Below are 15,190 nucleotides of genomic sequence, written 5' to 3'. Positions count from 1 at the left end.
GGAAGGGAAGCCCGATGACGGCGTTGTTTGAGATGCGTATTCGAGTCGGCGGTGATCCGCGCGGCTTCAGTGAATTTACGGTATTGCGTGAGGAATTGGCCAAGCTCAGCCATCCTGCCTGCCCGGATGTGGACTGGGCCAAGGTGGAGCAAAGCTGCCTGACGCTGTTCCAACACAATGGCGCCGATCTTCAAACCGCCTGTTTTTACACCTTGGCACGCGGTCAGCGTTATGGGCTGGAGGGCATCACCCAAGGCGTGGTGTTGCTGGAAGCCCTGAGCCGCGAGTGGGCACGCCTGTGGCCGCCGATGGCGTCGGTGCGCCTGGATCTGCTGGGGTGGTTGTTCGATCAACTGCAACCGCTGATGCGCAGCATGGCGATGACTGCCCACAGTGTCCCGGCGCTCTCTCAACTGGACACCGAGCTGGCACGTTTGCATGCGCGTTTACTTCCTCAGGGCGCTAATCCTCTGCTGATGTTGCAGGCTCTGCGCCACCAGGTGGGCAGCCTGATCCAACGCCTTGAACAGAGCTACGCATCGAGTGAAAGGGTGCTGGCACCTGTCAGGGTGATGACGCCCACATTGGTGACACCTGTGGTGATCCTGCCGCCCCCTGACGTGGAGCCACGCAGGCGGCGTCTGGCCTTGTGGCTGTTTGCCGGGATGCTGATTATCGCCTTGCTCGCAGGACTCGGTTGGCGGACATGGCTGACAAATCAAGCCCCTCCACCCCTCATGCCCGAACCCGTGCGATTGGATAGCCTGTCGCTGTTCGATGCCGGCAGCGCAATCCTCAAACCAGGCTCGACCAAAGTACTGATCAATGCCCTGGTCGGTATCAAAGCCCAACCGGGCTGGCTGATCGTGATCGCCGGGCACACCGATGCGACCGGAGCTACAGAGCAAAACCTGGCCCTGTCCCACGCCCGCGCCTCAGCTGTGCGCGACTGGATGCAGCAGATGGGCGACATCGCCGACAGTTGTTTTGCGGTGCAGGGCTTGGCGGCCAATCAGCCCATCGCCAGCAATGGGACCGAGGCTGGGCGTACCGCTAATCGGCGTGTGGATATTCAGTTGGTGCCGCAGGTAGGTGCCTGTGAGCAGACCGCCTTGGCGGGGGAGAATGGTCAATCATAAAGGGCCGGCGCAAGTGTTCACCTGCAAGGCGAGTTCCGTTCCTTTCACGGTGCAATAGGTCTTGGCTATAGCCTGACTGTGGCAGGGGCACGTTGTCCTGACTTACCCCTTGCACGGGCATCGCCAGTTGCGGATGGAGTCGTCTTGCTGGTCAATTGCGACTGAGGCACCAGCAGTGCATTGAGCAAGCAGCGCACTGCCTCGCGATCATCGTCCGGCAGCGCGCGATAGTACTGCAGCACCCTTACCTCGTCGCGGGTCAGTTGCAGAGCACCTCGGGTGCTGCTGCAGGGAGTGGGGTTGACGGGGGGATGAATCATGATCGACATGGTGGGGTTCCTTTTGAGCTTCAATGGTGAGGCCGGTGCGTACCTGTGCTGTGCGCAGGTCTTGGCCGAGCGCGCCGGTAGTGGCCACTAGATAACGCATTTGACCGACCGTCGCCCGGCCTTTCTCGCCATCCGCGTGTTTTTCAGAAGCCGCTGTCGGCGATGCCGTACGGGCATCTCGGACATGGCTGACAACTGGAACAGAAGTGGCTTCGGTGGTGTAGGGCCGCTCAGTAGCGACAGGAGCCATGTGTTGTGGCACGCTCCGCGTGTGCATTGGCGTCAGACCGTGGCGATAGGCAATCAGTGAACCTGGACGGTTCGCGGGCGAGTTCGCTTGCAGAACCTTATTGGCGCTCTGAAGCAGCGCATGGAACAATGGGATTTAAGGAATAGACGCTTCGGCGTCTTTTTTTGTTTGCGCGTACAACCGCTGGAGTCCAGGTGATCCGGTGCAAACAAGTCTAGAGATAAAGTGATCGCGCGCGCATCGCCCCAGTCGCCGCAAATGTGCCGACGTACTAGGGCAGCGGGTCGAGCAAATCCAGTCGGATCAGGGCTTCCACACAGCGGGAGAAGGTCAGGCCGCCGAAGGGAAATCGGGGCTGGAGGGTGACGAAGGCGGGCATGGGGAGATGCAGATCCTCCACGGCGATGGGGCTTGGTACTCTAGCAAGGCAGAACGTTTCGACGGCAAGGTCTCGGTCACAATCACGCGCGTAATGGCGTTGCCTATGAGGGCGGCAGGCATGCTCCGGTTGGGTAGGGAAATCCATCGCGAGGGTGTTGGCGACAGGCTGCCGGCTAGATGTCTAACCTGCAGGTACTTCATCGTTCGCTGACCCATGCCGGTGTCACTTTTTATGGGTGAGGGTGTTCACCTCGCTGGTTTCCCTGACCGCAAACATCAGGCAGCGCACTGCTTCACGATCTTGTTCCGACAAGCAACGGTAGTAGTGGACCAGGCGCTCTTCTTCTCGATTGAGTTGTCGGGGCCGCAGGGCTGTACCGATGGCGGTACGTAATGAGGGGAAAAGTGAGGTATTTAGCATGATCCAAGTTCTTCATGAGATGAATGGAAACGTGGGCTTCTTGCCCAGAACAACTGAATACATAACGTTTATTGTAGAAAAGGGCTCGTCATTTTTCGTGACTGTTGGGTATTTCAGAGGGGGCCGTCGGAAGTGTTTGGAGAAGGTGTAGGAGCGATCTTTCAAGGCCGGCTGGATAGAAGTGTGATTGTGCAGGGCGCCTTGGGTGCGCGGCACTTCCTCGTGCAGCGCGTCGCGCTCGAAACCGCAGATCACCCGGCCATTGAGGTTGAGCTGGTGCAGGTGGCCGCTGCCGTAGTACAGGGTACGTGCGCCGATTGTCATCCCTGATCGCCCCGTGTGCTGCCGCGTGATCCCTGCCTTCTGAGGGAAGCACTGAGCAGGCAATGATCGCGGGGCGCCATGGATTTCCTACAGCCTGATCCGGGGCGTACGCTTGGCCTTGGCAGGGCGGCCGCCGCACTTTTTCATCCCAAGCGACTTTTTCAGAATCCGCTGTCGGTGACCCCGCACAGCCCTCTCGGACCTGACTGAAACCCGCCGCAGACAGGGCTGACGAGAGGAATTGCCAGCGGCCGCGAAGCGGTACAAAATTAGCCCATCGAGACGCCGTTTTTTTAACGAAAAAAGAAGACGTTTCAAGGAGATAAAGTGGGTTTGATCGTCTCGTTTTCCGCTCCAAACACAAAGAAAAAGCCACTCTAACGAGTGGCTTTTTTTCGCCTTCGATTTACTGAATAGATGCTTCGGCATCTTGTTCCGCTTATGCGCAAAGTAGGCGCAGTGCGCGCAGATTCGGAACCTCATCAATTTTGAACTAATCATAATGCCCATCCCCCTAACGCTGTGCAGATTGCCCTGGCTCAGGTCGACCTGAGTTATCTACCTATTACGCGCTAAGGTGTGGTGAATTATGAAGAGTGAACAAGTCGAAGGTGTTGCAGAAAAACTTGCCGGCAAAGCCCAGGGCGCCGTTGGGAAATTGTTCGGTGATTCGAGGCTGGAAGCTGAAGGTGCGGGTCGGCAGGTTGCTGGTCAGCTCACCCAGAGTTACGGCGACGCACTGGACAGCGTGTCTACGTTCGTAAAAGAGAAACCCGTTGCTGCGCTTGCAATCGGTGCAGTCGCGCTGCTGGTGCTGGACCGTCTCCTGCGCCGCTGAGTCATACGCCGCGATGCTGTCGCGGCTCCTTTCATCGGTTGAGCGCTTGTTCCAGGTGCTCAACGAACACGCGCACTCTGCGCGGAACATGCTGACGTGTCGGAAGCACCGCAGTGATGGAAAGTTGCTCGGGTACCGCATCCGCCAATGTGACAAGGGCCAGGGAGCCTTCGGCAAGTTCGTTTCTGATGTCCCAGTATGTCAACATCGCCAGGCCCAAGTTCTGCTTGCTCGCCGTGCGCACCGCCTCGACGCTGTTGGCTGAGAAACTGCCGTGAGCGCGATGAGTGACAGCGTCACCGTTTTTGGTGAACGGCCAGTAGGGCATGCCGTGCAACGCGATGCACTGATGATGGTTGAGGTCATCCAGCACTGCCGGTGTGCCCCATTGCGCCAGGTAAGTCGGGCTTGCGCAGACGACGCGCGGGTTGGGTGCCAGGTGGGTCGCCACCAATGTTGAGTCGCGCAACGTGGCGATGCGGATGGCCACATCAATGCCGAGCCCGGCGATGTCGATGATGCTGTCCGATAATGTCAGGTCGACCTTGAGGGTTGGGTTGTCAGCCAGCAGCGCTGGCAGCAGCGGCATGATAACGGTTTGGCCAAAGACGCTGGGCGCGGTGACCCTCAATGTGCCGCTGGCACTGCCTGTGCTGGATTTCAACGTGGCACGTGCCGCTTCGTTCGCCTCGAGCATGGTCTTTGCGTAAGGCAGGTACATTTCGCCTTCCGGCGTGAGTGCGACGGAGCGCGTAGTGCGGTGTACCAGGCGCACACCCAGGTCTTTTTCCAGGGCCGCCAGGCGTCGTGAGACGGTCATCGCCGACACCCCAAGCCGTCGCGCGGCCTCGGACAAGCTGCCGCTGATGGCGACGTTGGCGAACACCTCTATCTCGGGAATTTGCATGGTTATAACCGTTTCCGTTAAGGCGCCTTATTGCACGTGTGCGCTTCTAATGGACTATTGCCGCGCTTATCGTCATGGCTGGCGAATAAGTGAGGGAAAATCATGACAGCACTAAACCTGCGCAGTGTAACTCCATTCGATATGGGCGCTCTTAAACTGAAAAATCGCATGGCGCTTGCACCCATGACACGCGTCAGTGCGAGTGAGAGCGGCAATGCCACGCCTGCAATGGCGCGATATTACGAACGTTTTGCCCGTGGCGGTTTTGGCTTGATCATCACGGAAGGGATCTACACCGATCGGCAGTATGCCCAGGGCTACCTGAATCAGCCCGGTATCACCGACAACGAACAGGCGTTGGCCTGGGGCGCAGTGGTCGAGGCGATTCATCGCCATGAAAGCGCTGCCATCGCACAGATCATGCATGCCGGCGCATTGAGCCAGGCCAACCGTTTTGTCGAGCAGTCTGCCGGGCCTTCGGCCATTCGCCCGAAAGGTGAGCAGATGAAGTTCTATCACGGCGAGGGTGCTTATAGGGTCCCGCAGGCGATGAGCGATGAAAACATTGCGGATGCCATTGAAGGGTTCGCCCAGGCGGCTAAACGAGCTGTTGAGATCGCGGGGTTCGACGGTATCGAGATCCATGGCGCCAATGGCTATTTGCTGGATCAATTCATGACCGACGACTCCAATCAACGCGAAGATCGATGGGGCGGTAATGTTCGCCAGCGCTTGAACCTGACGCTTGAGGTCATCGCCGCAGTGAAAGGGGTGGTGGGGGCAATCGCCGGTGGGTGTGCGTATATCCCAGGGTAAGGTCAATGATTTTCAGCACAAATGGGCGGGTGGCAAGCGCGATGCGCAGGTGATCTTCGGCAGCCTGGCTGACGCGGGTGTCGACTTCATCCATGTGACGGAGCATCGAGCCTGGCAGCCGGCCTTCCCCGGTAACGAGGCAAGCCTGGTAACGCTGGCTCGCCGTTATGCGCCCGGTGTCGCGTTGATCGCCAATGGCGGCGTGCAGGACTCGCCCAGCGTTGAACAAACCCTGCAGGCGGGCGCAGATATTATCGCCGTTGGCAAAGCTGCCTTGGCCAATCCTGACCTGCTGCAACGGTTGCTCGATGGCCGTGCGCTCGACCCCTTCGACCCATCGCTGCTGGCGCCGCTTGCCCATATCAAGGGTCGCGAGTTGAATTAAACGCCGACCTCAGCCGTCCGGTTCGACGCTTTCTGGCTGTGCAGATCCCAACCGACGTTGACGTGAAGGTCGTGGTTGAAGGGCTGGCGCGGCGGTGCGCGATGGCAGGCTGGGAGCAGTCAACAGAACGCTTCTATTAACAAAATAAAATTGTGCTTGTGAAAAATTTATATTGATTTTTTTTAAGGTGGTGCGGCTTTAGCATAAATCCACCTTCAAAAAAGTCGTCGGGCAGCGACCACGCTGTCCGGCACCACAAACCAATAAAAAATTGTTATCGGAGTTCTGATGAGTCTTTCTCCTTTCCACCTCGCAATCCCTGTGTATGACCTGGCCGCCACACGTCACTTCTACGGTGAGGTGTTCGGTCTTTGCGAAGGTCGTTCCAGCAACCAGTGGGTCGACTTCGATTTTTACGGCCATCAGTTGGTCATCCACGAGCATCCCAAGACTGCTTCGCAGGAAAGCGTGCACAGCAATCCGGTAGACGGCCACGACGTACCGGTTCCGCACTTCGGCATCATCCTGGAGTGGGCGCAGTGGGAAGCCCTGGCCGAGCGTTTGAAAGCGCGCGCGACCAAGTTTGTGATCGAACCCTACATTCGCTTCCAGGGCCAGGTCGGCGAGCAGGCCACGATGTTCCTGTTCGACCCGTGCGGCAATGCACTGGAGTTCAAGGCGTTCAAGGATATGAGCCAGCTCTTCGCTAAATAATAAAAACTGGCGCGCGCAATAGAGTGCGCCGGGCAAACATAAATGAGCTGGAAGCTCATGACTCTAGCTACTGCTTAAAGCAGTCCTTTCATTCCAACAAAAAGGCTAGACATGAAACGTATCCCCTTAGTTTGGCAAATCGTTGCCGGGCTGTTGCTTGGCGTCCTCGTGGGTTGGTATTTCAATACCCACCCGGAAAATCAAGTGTGGGTCAGCACCGAAATTCTTAAACCACTCGGTGATATCTTCATCAAGATGATGAAGATGGTCGTCGTGCCGATTGTTTTCTGCTGCATGATCCTCGGCATTGCCGGGGGCGGAGATAACAAATCGTTTGGGCGCATGGGCGCAAAGTCGTTGATCTACTTCTTTGCAATCACCAGTCTCGCCATCGTGCTTGGCTTGTGCTTCGCCAACCTGTTCGAGCCGGGTAAAGGCACCGAAATCACGGGGATCGCCCATAACGCGGCTGCCGTGCACATGGAACCGTCGAAAGGCGCGCTGATCATCCTGCAAAACATCGTGCCCGATAACGTGATTGTCGCGATGTCGGAAGCCAAGTTGCTGTCGGTGCTGTTCTTTGCCGTGTTGCTGGGTATGGCGTTGAATACCTTGCCTAAAGCGAAGAGCGCACCGGTCATTGCGGTGGTGCAGGGCTTCTCCGATGCCATGTTCAAAGTCGTGTCGTTTGTCATGGCCTACGCACCGATCGGTGTATTCGGCATGATCGGCGCTACGGTGGCGACTTTCGGGTTCGCCTCGTTGCTGCCGTTGCTCAAGTTGATCGGGGTGGTGTACCTGGCGCTGATCACCTTTGCGCTGGTGATGCTCGGCGGCATTTGCTACCTGATCGGCGAAAACGTTCTCAAGTTGATCAAGTACTTCCGTGACGAGCTGATTCTGGCTTTCTCCAGCGCAGCCTCTGCGGCGGTCATGCCGCAGTTGATGACCAAGCTGGAAGCCTACGGCGTGCCTCGGCGCATCGTCAGCTTCGTGGTGCCGGTGGGGTATGCGTTTAACCTGGACGGTGCTTCGATCTTCCTTGGTGTGGCGACAATCTTCATTGCCCAACTCTATGGCATTGATCTGTCGTTGACTCAGCAGATTTTGCTGGTGGTGACAATGGTGCTGACGTCGAAGGGCGCCGCGGGTGTGCCTGGGTTTGCCATCATCATTCTGTCGGCCACCCTGGCATCTGCCGGGCTGCCGCTGGAAGGCGTTGCGTTGATCGCCGGGATTTTCCGGATCATCGACAGTGGCACCACCACCTTGAATGTGCTGGGTAATGCGATAGCCCCACTGGTCATCGCCAAGTGGGAGAAAACGCCCCTGGAGCGCAAACGCTCTATCGGGGTCGAACCTAACGCTTAATCAGTGACACACAAGAGCCTTCTACGTTAATCGCGTCGAGGGCTTTTTTTGGCTGGTAAATCAATAAAACAGTTGTTGCGTGTTGATTCTTTTCAGGCACTTGGGTGTGCGGTTCATATAGCGAATCACGCCCTGTCAGTTGCCACTGTGCTGCCATTATTTATAAAAAAAACAGGTGGTCTATGTACAAGAAATCGGTGTTTTACCGCACGCGTCGCTGCGTCGTGCTATGGATGATGTTGATACATCCATCTGGTGGCGGAGATCGAGAAGCGGGTGTTTGCTGATCGGGCGCAGTACCTGGGAGATCCGGATTTTTACGCCGTGCCGGTGCATGAGTTGATCGACGAACACTTACTTGGCAGGCCGTGCGTCGCAGGTCAATTTGTCGGTGCCTTCGGACACCGATAAGGTGGTCGCCGGCCTCAATATTGAATCACCGGAAAAACCCCAGACCACGCACTTTTCAATCGTCGACAGGTGGGGCAACGCGGTTTCCAACACCTACACGCTCAATGGCTTTTTCGGCTCTGGCGTCGTCGCGGAAAAAACCGGCATTTAGCTCAATGACGAGATGGATGACTTTTCGGCACTGGCGGGGGTGCCCAATCAGATGGGCGTCGTCGGTACCGACACCAATGCCATTGAACCTGGAAAGCGGCCATTGTCGTCAATGACACCGACAATTTTCCTGAAGGATGACAAGGTCGCCCTGGTCATTGGTACACCGGGTGGCTCACGGATTTTCACATCCATCTTCCAGGTTGTCAGTAACGTGTATGACTTCCACCTGGGGCTGAGATGCGGTGGGGGCGATGCGTTTTCGCCACCAGTTGCTACCTGCCAATACGATTTTCTGGGAGCCCTATGCGCCGATTTCCGGGCAACCGGCGGCGGACCTTGGCGTCGCTGGCTACTACTTGGCTAACCAGGGCTTCAACGGTGATATTCAGGCAGTTCGCGTTGAGCATGGCATGCCTGAGCCCGTGTCTGATCCCAGGGGCCGGGGCGTGACATCCATTGGCAAAAACCCTAAAGCCGGGCGAGCGATTCAAGTGGATTGGCATCGGCCTCGGCGCGCCTGAATGCCAGGATTGCATCTTCATGCACCGCTCCCCATTCACGCATCGCACTGATCAATGGAGCCAGGGTGTTGCCTAATTCTGTGAGCGAATATTCAACCTTGGGCGGCACCTCACGGTAGATTTCGCGATGGATAACCCGGTCAGTCTCCAGCTCTCTGAGTTGCAAGGTGAGCATACGCTGCGTCACATCGGGGATCAGCCGGCGCAATTCGTTGAAGCGCTTTGTTCCCGACATCAGATGGAACAGGATCAGCGATTTCCATTTCCCGCCGATCACATCGACGGTAAAGGAGACAGGGCAAGCGAATGCTTCAACTTCATTCTGTGGGATGCATTTTTTCACAGGAACTCCCCTTGGTATAAAAAATGTGCCTACCGCACAAAAATGTGCGTACTTACGCGTATGTTGTGCGTAGGCTAACATCATTCCGTATCGACCACTACGGAAATACTGAATATGAGCTTGTTGCTTTCCCCTCATGAAATAAAAGGCATGAAACTGAAAAACCGCGTGGTCATGTCGCCTATGTGCATGCACATGGCTGCGGATGATGGCTTTGTGACCGAGTGGCACCGAGTGCATTACGGCGCTCGCGCCCTGGGTCAGGCGGCACTGATTTTCCCCGAGACGCTGGCAGTGCACGCCGATGGTCGTATCGGAGCCGGCGACCTCGGTATCTGGAGTGATGCGCACGTCGTCGGCTTGAAGGCGCTGACCGAACTGCTTCACAGCTTTGGTGCCAAAGCCGGTGCTCAGATCGGCCATGCGGGGCGCAATGCTGACCTGCCCAACCTTATTCACATTGCGCCGTCGGCTATCCCGTTCACGGAATCCAGCCCTGTGCCTCGCGCGCTTGCGGCTGACGAAATTCCGGGTTTGGTGAAGCTCTATGGCGATGCCGCACGACGCGCCAGTGAAGCGGGCTTTGATGTGCTTGAGATCCATGCCGCGCATGGTTATTTGCTCAATGAGTTCCTCTCGCCACTCGCCAATACCCGCGACGACGAATATGGCGGCGATGCCAAGCGTCGCTATCGCTTCCTGCGCGAAGTGCTGGAGGAGGTCAAAACCCATTGGGGCGCTCGTCCTCTGTTTGTTCGTATCTCCAGCTCTGATTACGCCGAAGGCGGAAACACCCCCGAGTCATTCCTTGAATACGGTCGCTGGATGAAAGAGCAGGGCGTGGACCTGATCGACTGCAGCTCTGGCGGCATCAAGATGATCAAGGTTCAGACCTATCCAGGCTACCAAGTACCGGCCGCTGAGTTGCTGCGCAAGGAACTGCATATTGCGACGGGTGCGGTGGGTGTTATTCAGAGTGGTCGTCAGGCCGAAGAAATCCTGCAAAACGGCCGCGCTGACCTGGTGTTTGTCGGGCGGCAAATGTTGCGTGATCCATTCTGGGTGCGCACTGCAGCAGATGATTTGAAGGAAGTCATTGAGATTCCTGCTGCCTACACGCGTTACGGTTCTGTTTGGCTTGATACCAAAGCCTGAATGAGTCCGCGCCCCGAGCGGGCGGCGGGACGGTGCCAGTCCTCAATCCCATCCAATGATGCAGGAACAAAACCATGAGCAAACCTACTTACGTACACGAATACCAAGCCATCACCGAAGTGCTGAACAAGTACATCGAGGGCTGCAAGCAAGCCAAAAGCAGCATCATGAAGCCTGCGTTCAATGAGCAAGCGACCATGTTCAGCGTCGATGGCGACGGTAAGCTGGCCGGCGGCGCAATTCCAATCCTGTTCAAGGGGATTGATGAGGGCTTTCGCCCTTCTCCCGACGCACCGGCAGCCATCGTGCGCATTGAGATCGTCGGTACGGCGGCTAGCGCACGCATCGACGCCAATGACATGTCAGGTATTTCCTTCACGGACTTTTTCCATTTGTTGAAAGTTGAAGGCAAGTGGACGGTTGTCAGCAAGATCTTTCATACCCACGTCGCGCCTTGAACGGCTGTCGTCCTTGAGTCTTCTGTAGCTGATTGCTTTACGGCACTCAGCCATACAAATGGAAACGTCATGAAAACCCTTACCTCTGCTTTCGCTCTTACCGTCGTTACACTTGCGCCCGGTAGTGCCTGCGCCGCCTCGTACCCTGGAGTTGAGCACAATACGGCGAAACTCTTGCAATCCCTTGAAGGTGTCCCGACGCTCGACTCCATGACGCCGGTCGATGCTCGTGCCGCGCTGGCGGGTGCCCAGGCTGCTGCCCAAGTGGCCTTGCCAGCCGCTGAAGTCAGCGAGAAGACGATACGCGTCAACGGCAGCGATCTGAAGTTGACCATCGTGCGCCCGGTCGGTAGCCAACAGAAGACTCTGCCTGCGTTCATGTATTTCCATGGCGGCGGCTGGGTGTTGGGCGACTTCCCGACTCATGAACGGCTGGTGCGTGACCTGGTGGCAGGCTCGGGTGCGGTGGCGGTCTTCGTCAACTACAGCCTCTCGCCAGAGGCAGCCTATGGCGTGGCCACCGAACAAGCCTATGCCGCGACAAAATGGGTTGCCGAGCATGGCGAAGAGATCAAGGTAGACGGCACGCGCCTCGCCGTAGCGGGCAACAGCGCAGGTGGGAACATTGCCGCCGTGGTTGCCTTGATGGCCAGCGAGAAGGGTGGGCCCACACTGCGTTCGCAAGTGTTGCTGTGCCCGGTGACGGATGCCAACTTCGACACACCGTCGTACACGGAATTTGCCAGCGGCTATTACCTGACGAAGGACTTGATGGTGTGGTTTTGGGACAACTACACGCGCGACGCCGAGGCACGCAAGCAGATTTACGCTTCGCCGCTGCAGGCGAAGACCGAACAGTTGAAGGGCTTGCCACCGACGCTGATCCAGACTGCCGAATTCGATGTCCTGCGCGATGAAGCTGAAGCTTACGGCCGCAAGCTCGACGCTGCGGGAGTACCTGTGAAGACCGTTCGCTACAACGGCATGATTCACGACTTTGGGCTGTCGAACGCGTTCAGCCAGCTGCCGACGCCGCGCAGCGCAGTTGCGCAGGCATCTGAGGAACTCAAGACCCACCTGAGCAAGTAATTTAAAAAACATGAGCACAGCTCAATAATTACACTCCTTGTGAAGAGCGACTAAATGAACGTTATATCTATTAAGCAGTTGTTTTTTGTCGGCTTGATTTCGAGCGTCGGCGCGCTGGCTCACGCAGACGACTCACCGAGCAGTCCGCAATTGGTCAGTAGTAAAACAGTCAGCAAAGCTACTTATGTAGAAGACTATCAAGCGATCACCAAGGTGCTTGACGCGTATATTGAGGGTTGCAAGCAGGCCAAGAGCAGTATCATGAAGCCTGCTTTCAATGAACAGGCGACGATGTACAGCGTCGGTGCCGATGGCAAGCTGGAAGGCGGCGCGATTCCAATCCTGTTCGAGGGGATTGACAAGGGTTTTCGCCCATCTCCGGATGCGCAGGCTGCCATTACCCGTATTGAAATCGTCGGTAATGCCGCGAGTGCTCGCATTGACGCCAACGGCATGTCCGGCCTCTCTTTCACCGACTTCTTCCAACTGCTGAAAGTGGAAGGCAAGTGGACGGTCGTCAGCAAGATTTTCCAAACCCATGAAGCGCCTGGCGAGTAAGGGCAGCGCTGAATTCAAGTTCGAAGTCAAAGATGAACGTCACGAAGTACGCGTCAGCACTCATCTAGTTTTTCTTCACTGCATGCTCGGTAATCAGTTGAGCCAGTAGTTTCACTGGCTCAGTCAGGCCGCGGCGTGCGCGGTGCACCAAACCAATATCGCGATGGAATGTACGTTGTTTCAGATCGATTGCACGTATCTGCGCAGGCCATTCTTTACGGGTGGCTGTTTCTGGCACCAAAGCGACTCCGACGCCGTTTGCAACCAGTTTGACGATTGCATCCAGTTCGTCGAGTTCGCAGACTTCATGTAAAGAAAAATGAGTTTGTCGCAGAAACCGATCGACTTGACGTCCGCCGAAGGATGAACGGTCATAGCGGATAAAGGGTTGGGTTGATACCAACTCAGCCCAATCCTCGCCTGGCATATCAATCGGGACAATCAGCCGATACGGTTCGCGTGCCAGGGTTGTCCAGCGTAGATCGCTGTGAAGAGAGAAGGGTGGACGGATGATCGCCGCCATGTCGATTTCACCTGAATCGACCTGGTTTACCAATTCCATTGACAGCCCTGGAAGGACTCGCGTCCTGCACTGCGGGGATCGTTGGTGAAATTCTGCCAGGGCATCCGGTAAGAAGGAGCGCTGAACCGAGGCAATCGCGCCAATGGTCACCAAAACATTGGCGGGAAGGTCCACTGATGCCGTGCCCAGATCCTTGAACTGGCGCACCAGTTCCTGGCCCTGCAACAAAACTCGTCGGCCCATTTGGTTAAGCTGGGCGGAGCGACCAATACGGTCGAACAACTCCACGCCCAGTTCTGCTTCAAGGCGCTGCATCTGGGCGCTGACGGCGGCTTGAGTGAGGCCGATTTTGCTGCCGGCAGCGGCAAACGTACCTTCTCTCGCCACGGCGATAAGTGTTTTCAGTTCTTTGATCATTCCCAAATAATAATTATGTTTTGCGGGTAAATACATTTAAATATTTGTCGCTTAAACATTGCGTACATCTGCTTGCGACACAGGTGTAGAAGCGGCAGGCGCTTCATCAGGCGCCTGCCGCTTGAGCGTTTTTTTTGCTAGCATGCGCCGCATTATGAAGAAGCCCACCCAAGATATGCGCCAGCACATCATTGATGTCGCCAGGTCGCTTATGACCCAAAAAGGTTACACCGCCGTCGGCCTTACCGAGTTGCTCGCGGCCGCGGGTGTGCCGAAAGGGTCGTTCTACCATTACTTCCGTTCCAAGGATGAATTTGGCCAAGCGCTGCTCGAAGAGTACTTCGAGGAGTACCTCACCAGGGTCGACGTGCAATTGGCGAGCGAGGGCTCCGGCGCCGAGCGTCTGCTGATCTATCTACGCTATTGGGCCGAGACGCAGGCGTTTGATCACACTGATCAAAAATGCCTGGTGGTCAAATTGGGTGCGGAAGTGTGTGACCTGTCCGAAAACATGCGTGGCGTGCTTGAGAAGGGTACCGCCCTGATCATCGAGCGGATGAGTCGTTGTGTTGAGCAGGGTAAAGCGGACGGCTCCATAAGTGCATCCGTTGACTCAGCAACATTGGCTGAAGCGCTCTACCAGATGTGGTTGGGCGCTTCATTGCTGGTCAAGGTCAATAGAACACGCGAGCCTTTTGACGCTGCGCTTGATATGAGCCGGCGCTTGTTGGCTTAGTGTCGCTCGGCCGGCTGGGCCATGCTGCTCGATGGCACCAAATGAATGTCACGGGTTCGTCATGCCTGAGAGCAATTGCGCGTAAAGCTCTGGATAGCCTCGGTGACCGGCGTGGTGCCTTGGGTCAGTTCGATGATCACGCGACTCACGCCGGGTTGTTCGATGATCTGCAACAAGGCTGCGGCGACATCGTCGCGCGGTACGTCACCATAGGGGATAGCGAGGCCGGCATGGACCTTGCCCGTTCCGGGTGAGTCCAGCAAGGTGCCTGGGCGCAGGATGACCCAGTCGAGATCGGTTGCGGCCAAGTGCACGTCGGCGCGTTTTTTCACGGCCATGTAATTTTCGAAGGTCTCGGAAACCGATTTGCCACGTGATGCTTCTGGGAACGCCGAGACCAGAATGAAGCGCCGAATACCCGCCAACCGAGCCGCGGCCACAGACAGCTCCAGGCCATGACCGTCGATGGCATTTGTCATCTGCGCGCCGCCCTTGCCGCCGGCACCGGCCGCGAAGACCACCGTATCACTGCCCGCCATCAGCTTGGCCAGCGACGCTGTGTCGAGCTCAAGCAAGTTACCGGCAACGGGGCTGGCGCCGAGCGCTTCGAGCTCCTCGGCCTGTTCCGCATGCCGGTACAACGAACGTGGTCGATGGCCTTGTTTTGCCAGTTGTTGAGCAAGGCTTCGGGCCACTTTACCCGAACCACCGACGATAAAAACTGAGTGCATAGCTCCTCCAGATCAGGCGATGTTTCAAATTGGCCCGCTCAAGCGAACCTGCAAACGGTATTGACGAATGCCTGTTGAGCTAAATTTTATATTGGTCACTACAGAATGTGTCAAGCGCCGGGCAGTGCGTTTGGATTGGAGGGGTATTTGCGCATCTCCTTTGCGACCACCACGGTGCTGCTGGAGCAGGCGTGCGCGCGCATCAAGGCCGCGTGTGAAC

The 15,190-nt window shown here is 56.8% G+C and carries 14 protein-coding genes and 2 pseudogenes; 11 read left to right on the top strand and 5 right to left on the bottom strand.

Annotated features, from left to right (window positions below):
• Positions 1 to 14: 14 nt before the first annotated feature.
• Positions 15 to 1,139, top strand: coding sequence for an OmpA family protein (locus QF043_RS18010; RefSeq protein WP_307419611.1), 1,125 nt, complete (start codon positions 15 to 17; stop codon positions 1,137 to 1,139).
• A gap of 1,393 nt (positions 1,140 to 2,532) precedes the next feature.
• Here QF043_RS18010 and QF043_RS18005 read toward each other — a convergent pair.
• Complete coding sequence (locus tag QF043_RS18005) at positions 2,533 to 2,844, bottom strand: hypothetical protein (protein WP_307419610.1); 312 nt, start codon at positions 2,842 to 2,844, stop codon at positions 2,533 to 2,535.
• Between the two features lie 589 nt (positions 2,845 to 3,433).
• On the opposite strand from QF043_RS18005, the gene QF043_RS18000 reads away from it, so the two are divergent.
• Complete coding sequence (locus QF043_RS18000) at positions 3,434 to 3,682, top strand: CsbD family protein (RefSeq protein WP_065931481.1); 249 nt, start codon at positions 3,434 to 3,436, stop codon at positions 3,680 to 3,682.
• A 31-nt stretch (positions 3,683 to 3,713) separates the two neighbouring features.
• Here QF043_RS18000 and QF043_RS17995 read toward each other — a convergent pair whose 3' ends face one another.
• Entirely contained in the window at positions 3,714 to 4,589 is an 876-nt protein-coding gene (locus QF043_RS17995; RefSeq protein ID WP_307419609.1) for a LysR family transcriptional regulator, read from the bottom strand.
• A gap of 102 nt (positions 4,590 to 4,691) precedes the next feature.
• Here QF043_RS17995 and QF043_RS17990 point away from each other — a divergent pair.
• The 4 genes and pseudogenes from QF043_RS17990 to QF043_RS17975 form a co-directional block, all read left to right on the top strand.
• Positions 4,692 to 5,790, top strand: a pseudogene (locus QF043_RS17990) (tRNA-dihydrouridine synthase).
• 288 nt (positions 5,791 to 6,078) lie between these two features.
• A complete protein-coding gene (locus QF043_RS17985) occupies positions 6,079 to 6,504 on the top strand; it encodes a VOC family protein (RefSeq protein ID WP_307419608.1) in 426 nt (141 codons plus the stop codon).
• Positions 6,505 to 6,615: 111 nt separating this feature from the next.
• On the top strand, positions 6,616 to 7,875 hold the full coding sequence (locus QF043_RS17980) for a cation:dicarboxylate symporter family transporter (RefSeq protein ID WP_307419606.1): 1,260 nt from the start codon (positions 6,616 to 6,618) through the stop codon (positions 7,873 to 7,875).
• Positions 7,876 to 8,118: 243 nt separating this feature from the next.
• Positions 8,119 to 8,960 (top strand): annotated as a pseudogene (locus tag QF043_RS17975) (gamma-glutamyltransferase); the annotation flags it as partial.
• Here QF043_RS17975 and QF043_RS17970 read toward each other — a convergent pair.
• Positions 8,908 to 9,303 carry a helix-turn-helix domain-containing protein gene (locus QF043_RS17970; RefSeq protein ID WP_305459133.1) on the bottom strand — a complete coding sequence of 132 codons (396 nt, stop codon included), beginning with the start codon at positions 9,301 to 9,303 and terminating at the stop codon, positions 8,908 to 8,910. The pseudogene QF043_RS17975 and the gene QF043_RS17970 overlap by 53 nt on opposite strands.
• Before the next feature lie 114 nt (positions 9,304 to 9,417).
• Between QF043_RS17970 and namA the strand changes: the two genes are divergently transcribed.
• The 4 genes from namA to QF043_RS17950 all read left to right on the top strand — a co-directional run bounded on the left by namA (position 9,418) and on the right by QF043_RS17950 (position 12,563).
• Positions 9,418 to 10,458: an NADPH dehydrogenase NamA gene (namA, locus tag QF043_RS17965; RefSeq protein WP_307419605.1), complete on the top strand. Its 1,041-nt coding sequence runs from the start codon at positions 9,418 to 9,420 to the stop codon at positions 10,456 to 10,458.
• Between the two features lie 74 nt (positions 10,459 to 10,532).
• A complete protein-coding gene (locus tag QF043_RS17960) occupies positions 10,533 to 10,916 on the top strand; it encodes a nuclear transport factor 2 family protein (RefSeq protein ID WP_123413302.1) in 384 nt (127 codons plus the stop codon).
• A gap of 69 nt (positions 10,917 to 10,985) precedes the next feature.
• Positions 10,986 to 12,005, top strand: a complete 1,020-nt coding sequence (locus tag QF043_RS17955) for an alpha/beta hydrolase (protein ID WP_307419604.1) — start codon at positions 10,986 to 10,988, stop codon at positions 12,003 to 12,005.
• Between the two features lie 93 nt (positions 12,006 to 12,098).
• The gene (locus QF043_RS17950; protein WP_307421437.1) at positions 12,099 to 12,563 is read left to right on the top strand and encodes a nuclear transport factor 2 family protein; all 465 of its coding nucleotides are present in this window, start codon (positions 12,099 to 12,101) and stop codon (positions 12,561 to 12,563) included.
• A 64-nt stretch (positions 12,564 to 12,627) separates the two neighbouring features.
• Here QF043_RS17950 and QF043_RS17945 read toward each other — a convergent pair whose 3' ends face one another.
• Positions 12,628 to 13,503 carry a LysR family transcriptional regulator gene (locus QF043_RS17945; RefSeq protein ID WP_307421435.1) on the bottom strand — a complete coding sequence of 292 codons (876 nt, stop codon included), beginning with the start codon at positions 13,501 to 13,503 and terminating at the stop codon, positions 12,628 to 12,630.
• 154 nt (positions 13,504 to 13,657) lie between these two features.
• Here QF043_RS17945 and QF043_RS17940 point away from each other — a divergent pair, with 154 nt between their 5' ends.
• Positions 13,658 to 14,239 carry a TetR/AcrR family transcriptional regulator gene (locus QF043_RS17940; RefSeq protein ID WP_305460035.1) on the top strand — a complete coding sequence of 194 codons (582 nt, stop codon included), beginning with the start codon at positions 13,658 to 13,660 and terminating at the stop codon, positions 14,237 to 14,239.
• Between the two features lie 59 nt (positions 14,240 to 14,298).
• On the opposite strand, the gene QF043_RS17935 is transcribed toward QF043_RS17940, so the two are convergent.
• Entirely contained in the window at positions 14,299 to 14,970 is a 672-nt protein-coding gene (locus QF043_RS17935; RefSeq protein WP_307419603.1) for an NAD(P)-binding oxidoreductase, read from the bottom strand.
• Positions 14,971 to 15,190: the final 220 nt, after the last annotated feature.

Source organism: Pseudomonas sp. W3I7 (assembly GCF_030816095.1).
Lineage (GTDB): Bacteria > Pseudomonadota > Gammaproteobacteria > Pseudomonadales > Pseudomonadaceae > Aquipseudomonas > Aquipseudomonas salomonii.
Note: the sequence above shows the minus strand (reverse complement) of the source record. Positions and strands in the feature narration are given on the sequence as shown.